The sequence below is a fragment of the Pseudoalteromonas ulvae UL12 genome (assembly GCF_014925405.1).
Classification (GTDB): domain Bacteria; phylum Pseudomonadota; class Gammaproteobacteria; order Enterobacterales; family Alteromonadaceae; genus Pseudoalteromonas; species Pseudoalteromonas ulvae.
Genome location: NZ_AQHJ01000026.1, coordinates 98,093 through 111,774 on the forward strand (window position 1 = coordinate 98,093; position 13,682 = coordinate 111,774).

Sequence of the window (13,682 nt, forward strand, 5' to 3'; positions counted from 1 at the left end):
GACTGTTGTTTATAATAGCAAGGTGTCATCAATGGCAATAAAACGTGCACTACTGCGGATCAACATATCAGAGGTGAGACTCGGCACCCCATACACATCGGTGGGTTTTTGAAATTTTTCACTAATTCGGTCCAATAACATTGCAAAATCTCCATCCCCTGAAACTAAAACTAACTTATCTACACTTTGTGCAATGTCCATCATATCGATAGTGATCCCCACATCCCAATCACCTTTAGCTGAGCCATCCGCACGCTGAATAAACGGTTTTAATTTAATTTCAAAGCCAATTGCTCGTAATATATTCTGAAACTGTTTTTGCTTTTCATCATCGCGCCCGATTGCATAAGCAAAGGCATGTTTCACCTCGTAACCATGGGTGACTTCTTGCCAAAACCGATTGTAATCAAAGTTTTGTTTATAGGCTTGACGGCAGGTGTAATAGACATTTTGTACATCGACAAAAATTGCGAGTGTGGGCGTTAATTGCATGAAATAGAAAAACTCGATAAAGCGTAATGACTTGAAGTGTAGCGGGTTTGTATCTCAAAAGACAATCAGTCGTGACAACCTAAATCATCACGACTGGGTACTTATTGCCTAAAATTGCCACGCAAGCGTGATACGCACATCTCTGCCCGCTTCTGCAATCCCAGTATCTATCGGCCCAAGGCTACCGTACGATGCATGATCAAAGTAATATTTATCAAACATGTTTTTTATAGCCGCGTTAACGGTAAAGGATTCATCAGAAAATGGATACCATTTCGCCTGTAAATCATGTACAGCATAACCTGGCTTTTCAGGCAGTTGGCTATTGTCCCAGACATTAACCCCAGTTTCTGTGAGTCTAGAAACAATACGCGCCTGCCATGTCATTTCAAGATCGCTCATCGGTGAATAATGCAGTGCAGCAGTCCAGGTATCCCCTGACGTTGTCCCTATTGACCAATCTTGATCAGTTAAAGGCGAGCCGGTTAAATGTTCATTAATATGCGATTCCCACTTCGGCTGACTGCGACCAAACGCTAAGCTCGCTGAAAAAAGGTCAAAATGATAACGCGCACTTAAATTAAATCCGTCGTTTTTAATATCACCAACATTGGTTAAAATCGAGCTTTCAATCTGTTCATTATTTTTCGATGTTGACACAGCATCATCAATATAAGAAACAAACACATCACCAGTTAACACTAGCGCATCACCAATGTACTTAAAGCCAACCTCATAATTTTTGGCTATTTCTTCGCTTAAGTTCGCATCATTTTCATAATAACCTAATACAAACAACTCTTTCACTTTTTGCCCACGTAACGCTTGCGCAAATCCAGAATACAAAGACAAATTATCGTTAAACTGGTAGCTTACATTCAAGTTAGGACTAAAGCCATTTGAATCAAACTTAACGCCTCGATCATCTTCAAGAGAATAATCATCAAATCGCACCCCATAACTAAGCTGTAATGCGTCTGTAAGTTGAAAATAATCTTGCGCATACAGTCCAATCACACTCCCTGATTCTTTACCTTCTAAATCATAAACAGTCCCGATATCTTCTAATTTGGCGTCATCAGTTCGATAATCCAGACCAACAATGATTTTGTGTGCGTCAAGTTGCGCGGTATTTTTCAGATCAAATCCTGTTGATTCGAATACAGCATGGTAAATATTACGGGTACCATTCTCGCCTTCATGAGTATGCTCAATGTAGTTTTTTGTATCATACACATTCAGTGATACATCAAATAAAAGGTTCTCTTGTGGAGACCAATCATAATTTAAGGTGGTCGTTTCACGTTGTGATTGCTGCGGTACTGCTGGGTTTTTTCGGCTCGGGTGCCAATGTGCACGCAATAACCGAGTACCGTCATCTTGGCGCACGTCATGGCTAATTGAGATAGCTTGGCTTTGCGTCAGTTGGCCATTTAGTTTAGCAAATCCCACTTCTTGCTCTGAGGCGTGTAATCCAAGGTGTTGCCACGACCATCGGTCATGTCATCTGTATCGCGTTTTGCTAAGGTCAACAAACCAGTCCAATCTGTATTAAAGCGACCATAAAAAGTAGAGCTCGCTTTAAATCCTTCGCTATTGCTGTAATAGCCCAGTTTTACTAAAGCACCAAAATTTTCATCCGCTTTGAGTAAGTCATCCGCTTGCTTGGTCGTAAACCGTAACGCTCCGCCCAATGCACCAGAACCTGAGGTCGCATCACCCGCGCCTGCGACGACATCCACTTGTTTAATCAATTCAGGTTCAAGTGCAAGTCGCCCTTGGTGGTGAAACAAATAGCCAGATTGGAGTGCACCATCAATCGAGACATTCAACATGGTATCTTCAATACCACGGATATATATCTTTTGAGCGATAGGATTCGAGCCCCCGACAGACACTTCTGGCAGGCTGCGAAAGATATCGGCGAGATCATTTGCTTGAATTTTTTCTAAATTATTCTGATCCACAATCATATCGGCATCACTGACCACGCCATGTACTTCAATGACTTCCATTTTATTGCGAGCAGATCCCTTATCTTGAGCTGCTATGTGCGGCGATACGAAACCTAATGCCAGAGCGATAGCTGTTGTACAGAGTGTGGGAGTAAAACCGGATTGCATTGCATTGCATTGCATTGCATTTAACCTTTTTGATAATAGAAATAATTCTCAATTAGATTATCTTGTTAAGTGATTCAATTTGAAAGCGTTTTTACAATTGTTACATTTCTTGCCGAGGCAAAGTGACACACACGGTTAAGCCTTGTTTGTTTTCGTTGTTTTTAAACGAAATCGCCCCATTTAAAAACGTCAATTGCCTCATAGCCAACGTCATTCCTAATCCAAACCCTTTATGGTTTGTGGTTTGTTTTGCCCGATAAAAAGGCTTAGTGAGTTGAGCAAGTTCAGCTTCTGTGACCCCACAGCCATCATCACAAATATCAATGGTGACACAATCGGTTATTTTTACTGAAATAGTGAGGCGCAATGTGGCAAAGCGAAGGCCATTACGGATCAAATTTTCGAGGGCTTGGCCAAGTGCACGGCTATTGCTGGTAATTAAACACTGATCTGGCGCCTCCACCTGTATCTCTTTTTCTGTAAATTCAAATCTGGCACTTTCGCACAGCACATCTAATAAATCGATTAAATCAAATACTTCGTCATTGCTTAGGATCTGCTGTTGTTCTGTATCTAACCAAGCTAACGTTAATGTATCTTCTGCTAGCTGGCGCATAATACTCACATCCATTTTTATGCGCTTTAACATTTCTTCTGGTTGAATATTATTGAGTGCGCAATCGACGGCAGTCTCTATTCGTGTGATAGGCGTTCGCACTTCATGTGATAAATCAGCGATAAAATCATCTTGTTTTACAATAGTGTGCTCTATTTGATTGGCCATATGATCAAACGAGGCCGCGAGCAATTGAAATTCTTTGTCAGTATTGGCCATTTCCTTACCAATTCTCAGTGATAGTTCTCCTTGACTAAATCGGGCGTGGAAATGATTAAGTTGCTGCAAAGGACGCATAACATACTGGTAAATAAAGAAAGTACACAAACTCAATAACAGCATAGGCAGTAAAAATTGCAGCGCTAAATAGGCCAATTGCCAATAGTTGCCCGGACGCATCCTAGCAGGGAGTTGAATTAAAAAATGAGTATCAGAGTCTGCAAAACGGATCCCCATGACGGGATTGTTCTCAAAATACAAATGGATTTTCCAGCTCACGTCGCGCCCTAACGTGAAGGTATCGATATAATCTTGAGATAACGTTGAATTCGCTTTTAACATTAAAGCCGATTCAACAATCGCCACCCAGGTCGATTCTTGCTGCTCAATCTGCTCGATATACTTTGCCAGTGCGATGTCATCCCCTAAACGCCAAAGTGATTGCGCGTGGTGCGCATAATCAAGCAACGTTTGCTGATGAGCATCATCAATGTAGCTCATTTGAGTTTGAGTATGATTTGCCAGTAAATCAATCACAAAAAATAATAATAACGAGCCTAATACGACCACTAAACCCAGTTTATATAAAAATGACTGGCATACTTTGCGCGGCAGGTTAAGTATCGGCATTAAAACAATAGCCTTTACCATGGAGGGTTGTAATGAAATGAGCAGGCATGCCCACTTGCACGCATTTTTTTCTGACCCGACTTAAATGCATGTCTAAACTTCGGTCGTACTGGCTGTATTCTCGTTTGAGTACATGTTGGTATAAATACTGTTTACTGAGTGGAGATTTATTGTTTTTTACCAAGGTTTTTAACAGATTAAATTGAATTGGAGTCAATTCAATATGTTTTTGGCGATACTGTGCGAGCATCTGAGTGTCGTTAAAACAAATATCACTTTGCGCATTCCCATGAGCCTGAGGTAAAGGGGCGCTAGTGCGTCTCAAAATGGCATCAATTCTTAGCAGCAATTCTTCAATATTAAATGGTTTTGATAAATAATCATCTGCGCCTAAACTCAAACCTTTAATACGGTGCTCTTCAGCACCAAATGCAGTGAGCATAATCACCGGGGTTTGCTGCGTTTTGCGCAATTGAGCTAATAATTCATAGCCCATCAATCGTGGCAACTTCACATCAAGTAAAATCAGATTAAAAAATTGACGTTCTGCTACATGTAAGCCTTCTAAGCCATCGTGCTCACTATGGACAGAAAAACCTTTGTGGGCAAGTAAGGCACTGATTTGCTCATTCAGTGCCAGATCGTCTTCAATAATGAGTATGGAAGTCATTGCAAATAATTAAATGAAAATAATTAAATGAAAATAATTAAATGAAAATAATTAAATGAAAATAATTAAATGAAAATAATTCTCATTATATTATTTTCGTACTCTCAATTCTAGAGTGTTGATCTTTAAAGGTTGTTTTTACTGCGCATAATTGCTCATTTAGACAAAGTTAAGGCTTTGCAGTGCAATGTTGCTCCACAAAAAGCCGATAACGTAATCAAAATCAATAATCCCCCATCCCGAAGAGTTCAAAAAACGGATGCTGCTTAGTTAAGTGACTTGTACTTAAATAACTTGTGCTTAAGTGTCTAAACGACAATTCACTCGCCGTGCTTCACCCGTTTTTTATCTCGAACAACATTCACCCAAAATAAACAAATCCGCGTCACTTATCGTCATTGTTGAGTTTAAGTGACGTAAACGTGTTAAAAACTGACGCTAAAGCCAATCGACGGTCGCATTTCAAAATCATCCGTTTCTTCTTTGATAATCAAATCATTGACGCTCGAAACTTTTTGATAATCTAAGTCGATATGACTGGTATTGTCTTGACCATACACATTCATCACTTCCAAAATCAACTGCGCATCGAGCCCAAAAAAGTCGGTATCACGCTCAAATCGGATGTCCAAGCGATGATAAACATCAAAGCGCTCAGAAAACGGTTCGCCATAAACAGGCAAATATCGCTCTGCATAATCAGGGTTTTCTTTGACACCCACAATGGGGGTGTAAGCTTGTCCACTACGAGCCGTAAAATTAAATCCGCCGTTCCATCGCTCATTAATTTGATAGTTAAACACCATGTTGACGACTAAGGGGGTATCGGCATAATAATCGCGGGTAATATTTTGCTGCAAATCAGTACGTTCACTCTTGGCATAACTGATGGCAAACCAACCATACCAATTATCGGTTTTGTTCTTATTGATTAATAAGTCCACACCATACGCCTGCCCTTCTACTTGATTGCTATATAAAAGTTCAGAGTCCTGAAGCGCTAAGGGTAAGTTCTCCATCGTTTTATAATACCCTTCAATCGACCAACTCCAATCATCCGCGAGATGCTGAGAAAACCCCACAGTGGCATGATTGGCCCGCTGAGAATCCAATGTAGGATTCCCAATCCCAGGAGCTATCACATCTAAGTCTTGCATGCGGTTGTATTGACCAAATTTGGCCGTGATCGTGCTGTCTTGAGTGACATAATAATTGAGCGAAATGCGCGGTAATAAAAAGGACTCATCAGTATATTTATTGGTTTGCCATTGCAAACCGGCCTCTGATTGCCATCGCGGATGAAATTGCCACACATGACTCATCGCAATAAAATAATTATCAGTATCAAAAGTATCATGACCATTGATTCGTTCACCGCGATTCAAATCACAATCAGGATCCAGTTCAGTACACACATATTGAAACATATCGTAAGAATACGTTGATTCACTATCAAAATAAGCGGCATCAAATACAACCGAATGCGCCTGATCAATATGATAATTGACCCGCGCTTTATAGCTGATTTGCTGTGCTTTAGCTTGTTGAAAAAATCCATCGGTTAACGTTGCAACCTTGCCGTATTCTAGGCGTTCCGTTTCATTTAAGATCCCCACTCCTACTTTAGCACTGACGTGCTTGCTGGCATGATCCCAAATTAAACTTTGGCTGTTAAAGTTACGGTCAAAAACCGCATCTCCCTGATATTCAGGATTTTTTAAGGCAAGTTCTGCGCGTTGATTAAAATTAGCACCCGCTTTATCTTGTGCGCCAGTGAATGAAAAAATAACACTGTTTTGACTGTTCACATCCCACAAAAACTTACCTTGATAGTCGTTATCATCGGGTGCTGCATTAATGGTAATACCGGTTAATTCACCATCCTCATCTTCAACTTCTTCTCCTTCATCAAAAAACAGCGGTAACGTGCTTTTTCGAGCTGAGAAATAAAAAGCGGTTGATTCACTCAATTGACCTTCGAGGAATACCCCAGCATTAAACATCGTAAAATCCAGCGTGGTTTTTATTGGTTGGTATTTTGGATTACGCAAATTAACGTCAAAAACGGCGCCAGTGGCGTTGCTATAACTAGTGCCATAACCTGCGGAGTAGAGTTTAAAGTCTTGAATTAAATGACGATTAAAAATCGACATCCCAAAATCATGAAAAATATAACCCGCAGGCATAAAATCCACTTCAAATAAATTATCACTTGGCGACGAACCGCGTACTGCAGGATCGCTCATCGAGCCACCCGCCGCGACTACGCCAGGTAATGCAAATGCAGCTTGCAATGGATCGCCCATCGCACCTGGCATGGCCACCAGCTTTTGCGCATCTTCGGTGATTTCAGCCATAATCGAGCTACGCCGATGAGTCACTTCAATCCGCTCAACCGACGTTACTTCATTTTTAGCATCCTGACTGACAGGAGTAGCCGCATATAAATATTGTGGGGATAAAGCTAAACAGGCAAAACCAAGAGGTGTACACGCAATCGCTCGCATGAGATAAAGTCCTTTATAGATTCATGAGTAGTTAAAACCAAACTATAAATACTTTGCTTGTATTAAACTGTGAGCGATTGTTCGAATATGTAGCGGTACTTTAAGCGACAGGTTCGACCGATTCAGCTGGCTTTGAATCATTGTCTTCCATTGCTTCGATATTAATTATTTCTGAACGATTGAGTGTAATTTTAAAACGTTGCGCTGTAATGGTTTCTTCTTTATCTGTTTGTGTCACAACTAAATTTATCTGATAGCGGCGTTCAACAGCTTGCTTTGAGATTTTTCGGTTTTCCGAGCTATAAAGCCGCCCTGCACCTTTTTTCAAATACCGCACAAACGGCGTTAAGTTAAAAGTGATGGTTTCTTGAATTTCATCGTAACCGGGTAAAAATGCCCTCACCACCACTTTGCTATCACTGCGAAAATGCAGCAATTGCGCATCTTGTTTATTCTGTTGTCGGCGTTTTTGCAAAAGCGCATCCGCTTCGACGGGCAACTCTTTGGCTTTAATATATTCTAACCAAAGAGTTTGCACTATGGTGCGTCTTTTAGTGGCACTATTCGTGAATACATTTTGCCACTTAGGCCGCCCACGTTGGATCCAACGCCAAATAAGCTGCGTCATATCATCTTTAAATATTTCACGTAGTCCATAAATTAAGCCCAATAGCGCAACTAATAAAAAGGTCACTTCCGCAAAATTTGAGCGAGCATTAAGCACTAATGTCATTACAAAAGCCATCATCACAGCAGTAACAATGCCTTTCACTAATCGCTTAAGATTATTATTAAGATTGCGCGTTTCTTTTTGAAAAACAACGCCAAATTCAATTAAACGCTGTAATAATCGCATTTTGTTGGTAATACGATTGGGATCAGATAACGTAATTAACGAATTATATTGGTTCGTTTCTCGGTATTGTTTTTCGGATTCGCAAAATTCAAACAGTGCCTCCCGCTGCGCCGAAAAGTCTGAACTTTTTGGCCCTCGAGATAATAATTTTAAAAATGATTGCTCAATGTGCCAACTTAAATAGTTATCAGCTGTTTCAAAAAAGGAACTGAGCTTTTTATCCGGTGGAGTATAACGACGTAATTTTTTTAATAACCCTTGAGTTTGCTCGCTGATTTCCATTGCCGCGCTAAAAAAAGGCTCCGGCTCTTTTATTTTCAGGGTTTGCTTGATATCAATCTCTAAGGCGATTTTAATTTGGTAACAAAACAGATTTAAATTAACGCGATAATCGCTTTGTTCACCTTTTTGCTGACTGATAAACCGGCTTCGTACAAGAGGAAGGTGAAGTTGATCTGAATAATACGCACTGTGGGTCGAGATACTACTATGAAAATAATCTTGCTCTTCAAGGGTACTCGGATTGATGCCCATTTCCACCGGTAAAGAGAAATACAAATCAGTACGGATAAAGTCTTGCGGCAATAATTGGTGGCGCAATTTAAACGATAAATTTTCATCCTGACGAAGTTGAATTTTACTCACTAAAAATCGAATCTCTAAATATTACTTACTGAGATTATAGCCTAACAGACTGAATTTATATCTTTTTTTTAATAAAAATCAGCACTAAGATTTGATCGAGAACTTCTGTTATACTAATTGACCAACAAATAACCCGTAGCAACATGAATAAAAAACTCGATAAATTATTAAAAACACATCAAAAGCTCATCCATTCTGAAAACCAGAAGGTCGTGTCTCATGTGCAACGTGCTAAAGATGATTGGATCCTCAATACCGTCATGATCGAAGGATGTGATGTCGCATTTAAATTTCAGCGTAAAAAGAAATACAAATCACTGGTTGGCGCTCAAGTAAACTTAACTTACTACCCTCAAACCGATACCGTGGCTGGCTTTGAAATCGAAGTTATGAAGGTAGTGCGAATTAAAATTGCTTAATGGCGATTATTCAAAAATCTCGTGCATTATTTCAACATGCTCTGCCACTTCTTCCGTTTGTGAAAACATAGCAATATGCATCAGTGCATCGCCTTCTTGCACTAACGGAATATTTAAACGACCAATGACAATCCCTTCATTTTTCGCTTTAATGGTTTCAACACGCTGACCATTTGGCTCATAAATTTTAGCTATGGCTTCGTCTTTCTGAACATGATCACCTAAGTTTTTCAACAAATGCACTATGCCACTTTCTGTTGCTCTAAGCCAAGAGCTGGTACTTGCAACAAAAGGGGCCACAGTATGCTTGCGGTTAACCTTACGTAACATGCCCAAATGACGCATGACATCGAGTACCCCTCTTAGGCCGGCGCGAATACATAGCTCATCAAATCGCAATGCTTCACCTGCTTCATACAGTAAGATTTTAACCCCACTATCGGCAGCAGCTTGGCGCAAAGATCCATCACGTAAGTTTGAATTTAATAACACAGGTACACCAAACGCTTCAGCCATCGCCAAGGTTTCTTCATCTTGAAGATTGGCTCGCACTTGAGGCAAATTACTGCGATGAACCGCCCCTGTATGTAAATCAATGCCATAATCGCATTTTTCAACGATTTCTTTTAAAAATAAATTGGCCAGACGCCCTGCTAGTGAGCCTTTTTGAGAGCCCGGAAAACAGCGATTTAAATCACGGCGATCGGGTAAATAGCGGCTTTGATTAAGTACACCAAATACATTCACCATAGGGACTAAAATCAAGGTGCCTTTGAGCGATTTTAATGCCTCTTGGCTTTGCAAACGTCTGATAATCTCGATGCCATTGAGCTCATCACCATGAATCGCCGCGCTGATAAATAAATTGGGTCCAGCACGTTTACCACGGATCACCGTGACAGGAATCGACATATCGGTTCCTGTGTATAATTTTGCCACCGGGATATTGATTTGAGAACGGCTGCCAAGCGCAATCTCAGTTCCACAAAAGACAAATGATTTTGGCACAGTTTAATCACCTTAAAATAAAAAATCGCTTCACCATTAAAGCAATCTCTACTGATATTATGTATAGATAATACTTTACGAATAAACTAGGGTCTGTTGCTCTTTCAAGGTTGTTTTTACTGCAAATTGTTACTCATTGAGACAAGTCAGAGGCTTTGCAATGTAGTTTTTCTACATAACAAGCCGATAACACAGTCAAAGTGAGTCACAAAGGCAGTTTGAAGAGTTCAGCTAAAAACGCCCTCAGAAAATAGCAACACACTCTAATTACAGGACTTTTCAAATTAAGACAATCTTTTTAACAGCTTATATTCTGAAAAAGAAACTAGGCGGTATGATTTAACATCAGCAGGCTGAGACAGCCATTCAAGCAGTGGTTTTAGCAAAAAAGAAGGGGAATTTGCGTGTAAAACTCAAATTGCTCACACGCAAATTCTTTACAATTATCAATAATAACGAGCAACTGTGGTGCTCTAATACTCATTAGGTTATTTATTTAACCCCCAGCTCTCTTAATCGTTCGTCAAGATAACTCTGCGCGGTGTAGCGCTCTGATAACACGACCTCAGGATGAGGGTGCAGAAATAATGGCAAAGAAATCCGTGATTTATCGCTCGCTTTACCGCTTGGATTTATCACTCGATGGATTGTTGAAGGAAAATAACCACCTGACACTTCTTGCAACATATCTCCGATATTAATAATCAAATTACCAAAATCACAGGGAACATCTAACCAGCCACCGTCTTGGGTTTGGACTTGTAAACCCGGCTCATTAGCCGCAGGTAGCACTGTAAGTAAATTAATATCACCATGGGCTGCTGCACGAATCGCTCCCGGCTCCTCATCACCTGTCATTGGTGGGTAGTGTAAAATACGCAGTAATGTTTTTTCACTGTCAGCAATCATGTCTTTTAAATCAATGGAAAAATGCTGGCTCACTTCGGCGGGAGAATTATCTTGTACCCAGCTGAGTAATTGCGCCGCAAATTCACTGGCTAATCGGTAGTACTCACGGATCTCTGCTTCTAATTGTGCAGGCACACGCCCCTTCGGATACACATGATAATACTCTTTAATATCTTTGACTTGATGCCCCTTAGCCACTTCAGAAACAGACGGCGGAAAGTAACCATCTTGAGTCTCTTTGCTAAATAAGAAATCATTTTTTTGCTCAGAATTAAAAAAAGCCTGCCAATTATTATAAATTGATTCAACAAGCTGTTGTGGGATCGGATGATTTTTTAACACACCAAAACCAGTATTACGTAAAGATTCAACAAATTGCTGCGCAGCATCATCTGCAAGGTAGTCAACGGTAGGGAGTTGCATGAGAGTTCCACCAAAAAATAAAAGCTAGTTTAAAAAGGTATCCAATAAATAACAAGCATACGACTGTTTGAAAAACAAGCAATTAAAACCCTGTATTTTCTCAACCAACTGATAAAGCTAAGTAAATAATGAAAATTTGATTTTAGTGCTTTTACTTAAAATTGATATAGATCATCTTTGCTTCATAAAAACAGACTCACCAAAATGCTCTGCATTTATACAATCAACAATGTCATTTACAGCTTAAATAAGCCTAAAACTAACGGTGCAAAAAGCACCTATGACTTGAATAGTGCCATCTTAGGGTTAACCGATAAACCTCTCGGCTTTGGCTTCCTGCGTCGCCCTGCCCTCTAAAGCCATTTAGACGAAGTGCCCCCTGATATTTCAAAAGAGTGAAAAGCGTTAGGTAACGATAAGATCGTATTAAGAGAGCCTCTATATGTGTTTGCATACTGTTATTAAAAAAGCACCACGATTTAACAGCTAACCGACAGATGAAGTAGATGAATGTATTGATTGATTTGGATTTGACCGCTTGCGCGGTCAAAAAGATAAGTAATGCCTATTGACGAGAGATTGGTTCAGATGGGTTAGCTACCCAATACACCTAATATCCAGTCATGGTAATTTGACACCCTAACTTGATAAGCAGTAGTACCATACAAACCACCTTTAAAATCAGATATATCGCCATGCCCTAACTGCCAACTTGATAAACCTACAAGAAAAGGAACACCTTCTTGAAAGATAACAGAAGCACCACCGCTATCTCCTGAACCATGCATACCTTCAAGTGGTAATGCGTTTTCTGGTTCGTCAAAGTTAAATGATAACCAGTTACCTTTCGCACTTTCAACAATATTTTGAAACTGGTTCATCACACGAAGTGATTTAGTATCTGGGTCTTCCCCAGTTAATCCGTTCCCAGTAGCTCCCCTACCATAGACTGTAATTGTTTTGTCTTTTTCACTTTTACCAGAATATATATTGATTGGTTCTACACCACTAACAGTTGAAGTTAATTTGATTAACGCTATATCACTTCTCGATTCGAAAAAATTCATTAGTGGCGCTAAATCACCTTTAAGTAAATCTTTATTAGGTTGGGTGTAATCTGGATGTATATGAACGCTTTCAATTTCATACACTTTTGAACCAATTAATAAATCCTTACCAACATAATCATAAAATATAGTGTGTGCTACAGTTACAACCCATTGTGAATTTATTAATACTGCATGTCCTTCATGGGGCATATCTATTAGATATTCAGGCTTTTTATCAATGACATAATTTTCAGGGGGAACATCATGTCTCTTCACTACAGCATTGCTGCATGTAGAAAAGAAAATAATTGATATGATAAATAAAACTTTCATATTACGTCCATGTTCATTGATGGGTAGCTAACGAGCCTGTAGATTTACTCGTTTTCAAGTTATTTTAATTAGTCTTTGAACCATAACTGAGTTCCTATTTTGATTCAATCGTTTAGGCTGTTTTGAGGTGAGATTTTAAATCGGGGTTTTAGATTGGTTTTCTTGCGGTATCTGTGAGGTGTTGGAGGTGTTGGAGGTGTTGGAGGTGTTTTCAAGAGTTTCCCCTGCTTAATAAAAATACATGACAGTTACAAATACCCCTTTGATTTTAAATCTTTTTCATTATGAAACAATACAAATCGGTATCGAAATTAGTGATGGATTGAATGACTTCTGTTTAGAAATCATTGATTGAACAAATCACAAACAAACTCTGTCGCGACATAAAGTCGTTTAGACAAACAGCTTGCAAATAACACCGATGCCAACCTCCCCCGTGATCACGCCCGGGAAATAAACAATTGATGAGTCTTGCATTTCATGGATGAAATGCAAGGTGAAGCTTGGCCATGGATGGCCTATCTTCACTGTTGACGTTCACATCAATTGATTATTTGCAGGATTTAGCGTGATGTCGGGGCGCTGAGAGTGTCCAGAGAGGGGGTCAGCGGCAGCCCCTCTTTGGTCGCCAACGCGACAACGGGGTTAATTTGAAAAGCAGTTTTTTAATTTAAAAGCAGTTGTTTATTTGAAAACCGCTTTTAAATAACTTTCGGGCTAAAGCCCAACCTACAAAAGCGGCCGAGGCTTGCACCTACAACCAATTTAAAAACATACACCGAT

The 13,682-nt window shown here is 39.8% G+C and carries 11 protein-coding genes; 1 reads left to right on the forward strand and 10 read right to left on the reverse strand.

Translation table 11 applies throughout. The features are described from left to right. Positions 1 to 9: 9 nt before the first annotated feature. From PULV_RS07750 to PULV_RS07780, 7 genes are all read right to left on the reverse strand, one after another. The gene (locus PULV_RS07750; RefSeq protein WP_193331387.1) at positions 10 to 492 is read right to left on the reverse strand and encodes an NYN domain-containing protein; all 483 of its coding nucleotides are present in this window, start codon (positions 490 to 492) and stop codon (positions 10 to 12) included. Between the two features lie 108 nt (positions 493 to 600). Then, positions 601 to 1,944: a TonB-dependent receptor gene (locus PULV_RS07755; RefSeq protein ID WP_193331388.1), complete on the reverse strand. Its 1,344-nt coding sequence runs from the start codon at positions 1,942 to 1,944 to the stop codon at positions 601 to 603. Next, a complete protein-coding gene (locus PULV_RS07760; RefSeq protein WP_193331389.1) occupies positions 1,926 to 2,630 on the reverse strand; it encodes a TonB-dependent receptor plug domain-containing protein in 705 nt (234 codons plus the stop codon). Before PULV_RS07760 ends, PULV_RS07755 begins: the two co-directional genes overlap by 19 nt. Positions 2,631 to 2,715: 85 nt before the next feature. After that, the gene (locus PULV_RS07765; RefSeq protein WP_193331390.1) at positions 2,716 to 4,080 is read right to left on the reverse strand and encodes a sensor histidine kinase; all 1,365 of its coding nucleotides are present in this window, start codon (positions 4,078 to 4,080) and stop codon (positions 2,716 to 2,718) included. Continuing rightward, positions 4,067 to 4,750 carry a response regulator transcription factor gene (locus PULV_RS07770; protein WP_193331391.1) on the reverse strand — a complete coding sequence of 228 codons (684 nt, stop codon included), beginning with the start codon at positions 4,748 to 4,750 and terminating at the stop codon, positions 4,067 to 4,069. Before PULV_RS07770 ends, PULV_RS07765 begins: the two co-directional genes overlap by 14 nt. A 425-nt stretch (positions 4,751 to 5,175) precedes the next feature. Next, positions 5,176 to 7,257: a TonB-dependent receptor plug domain-containing protein gene (locus PULV_RS07775; protein ID WP_193331392.1), complete on the reverse strand. Its 2,082-nt coding sequence runs from the start codon at positions 7,255 to 7,257 to the stop codon at positions 5,176 to 5,178. A gap of 100 nt (positions 7,258 to 7,357) precedes the next feature. Further along, positions 7,358 to 8,758 carry a hypothetical protein gene (locus PULV_RS07780; protein WP_193331393.1) on the reverse strand — a complete coding sequence of 467 codons (1,401 nt, stop codon included), beginning with the start codon at positions 8,756 to 8,758 and terminating at the stop codon, positions 7,358 to 7,360. Positions 8,759 to 8,901: 143 nt separating this feature from the next. On the opposite strand from PULV_RS07780, the gene PULV_RS07785 reads away from it, so the two are divergent. Beyond that, entirely contained in the window at positions 8,902 to 9,177 is a 276-nt protein-coding gene (locus tag PULV_RS07785) for a hypothetical protein (RefSeq protein ID WP_086742325.1), read from the forward strand. Between the two features lie 6 nt (positions 9,178 to 9,183). On the opposite strand, the gene PULV_RS07790 is transcribed toward PULV_RS07785, so the two are convergent. The 3 genes from PULV_RS07790 to PULV_RS07800 all read right to left on the reverse strand — a co-directional run bounded on the left by PULV_RS07790 (position 9,184) and on the right by PULV_RS07800 (position 12,899). Further along, positions 9,184 to 10,185, reverse strand: coding sequence for a succinylglutamate desuccinylase/aspartoacylase family protein (locus PULV_RS07790; RefSeq protein WP_193331394.1), 1,002 nt, complete (start codon positions 10,183 to 10,185; stop codon positions 9,184 to 9,186). Between the two features lie 492 nt (positions 10,186 to 10,677). Next, positions 10,678 to 11,517 (reverse strand): isopenicillin N synthase family dioxygenase, encoded by an 840-nt coding sequence (locus PULV_RS07795; RefSeq protein ID WP_193331395.1) that lies wholly within the window; start codon positions 11,515 to 11,517, stop codon positions 10,678 to 10,680. Positions 11,518 to 12,110: 593 nt separating this feature from the next. Further along, on the reverse strand, positions 12,111 to 12,899 hold the full coding sequence (locus PULV_RS07800; RefSeq protein WP_086742328.1) for a trypsin-like serine protease: 789 nt from the start codon (positions 12,897 to 12,899) through the stop codon (positions 12,111 to 12,113). Positions 12,900 to 13,682 lie beyond the last annotated feature (783 nt).

What these genes read in the sequence shown, in the direction of transcription:
- PULV_RS07750 (WP_193331387.1), bottom strand. Translation starts at nt 492, where the DNA reads ATGCAATTAACGCCCACACTCGCAATTTTTGTCGATGTACAAAATGTC.
- PULV_RS07760 (WP_193331389.1), bottom strand. Translation starts at nt 2,630, where the DNA reads ATGCAATGCAATGCAATGCAATCCGGTTTTACTCCCACACTCTGTACA.
- PULV_RS07765 (WP_193331390.1), bottom strand. Translation starts at nt 4,080, where the DNA reads ATGCCGATACTTAACCTGCCGCGCAAAGTATGCCAGTCATTTTTATAT.
- PULV_RS07770 (WP_193331391.1), bottom strand. Translation starts at nt 4,750, where the DNA reads ATGACTTCCATACTCATTATTGAAGACGATCTGGCACTGAATGAGCAA.
- PULV_RS07775 (WP_193331392.1), bottom strand. Translation starts at nt 7,257, where the DNA reads ATGCGAGCGATTGCGTGTACACCTCTTGGTTTTGCCTGTTTAGCTTTA.
- PULV_RS07785 (WP_086742325.1), top strand. Translation starts at nt 8,902, where the DNA reads ATGAATAAAAAACTCGATAAATTATTAAAAACACATCAAAAGCTCATC.
- PULV_RS07795 (WP_193331395.1), bottom strand. Translation starts at nt 11,517, where the DNA reads ATGCAACTCCCTACCGTTGACTACCTTGCAGATGATGCTGCGCAGCAA.
- PULV_RS07800 (WP_086742328.1), bottom strand. Translation starts at nt 12,899, where the DNA reads ATGAAAGTTTTATTTATCATATCAATTATTTTCTTTTCTACATGCAGC.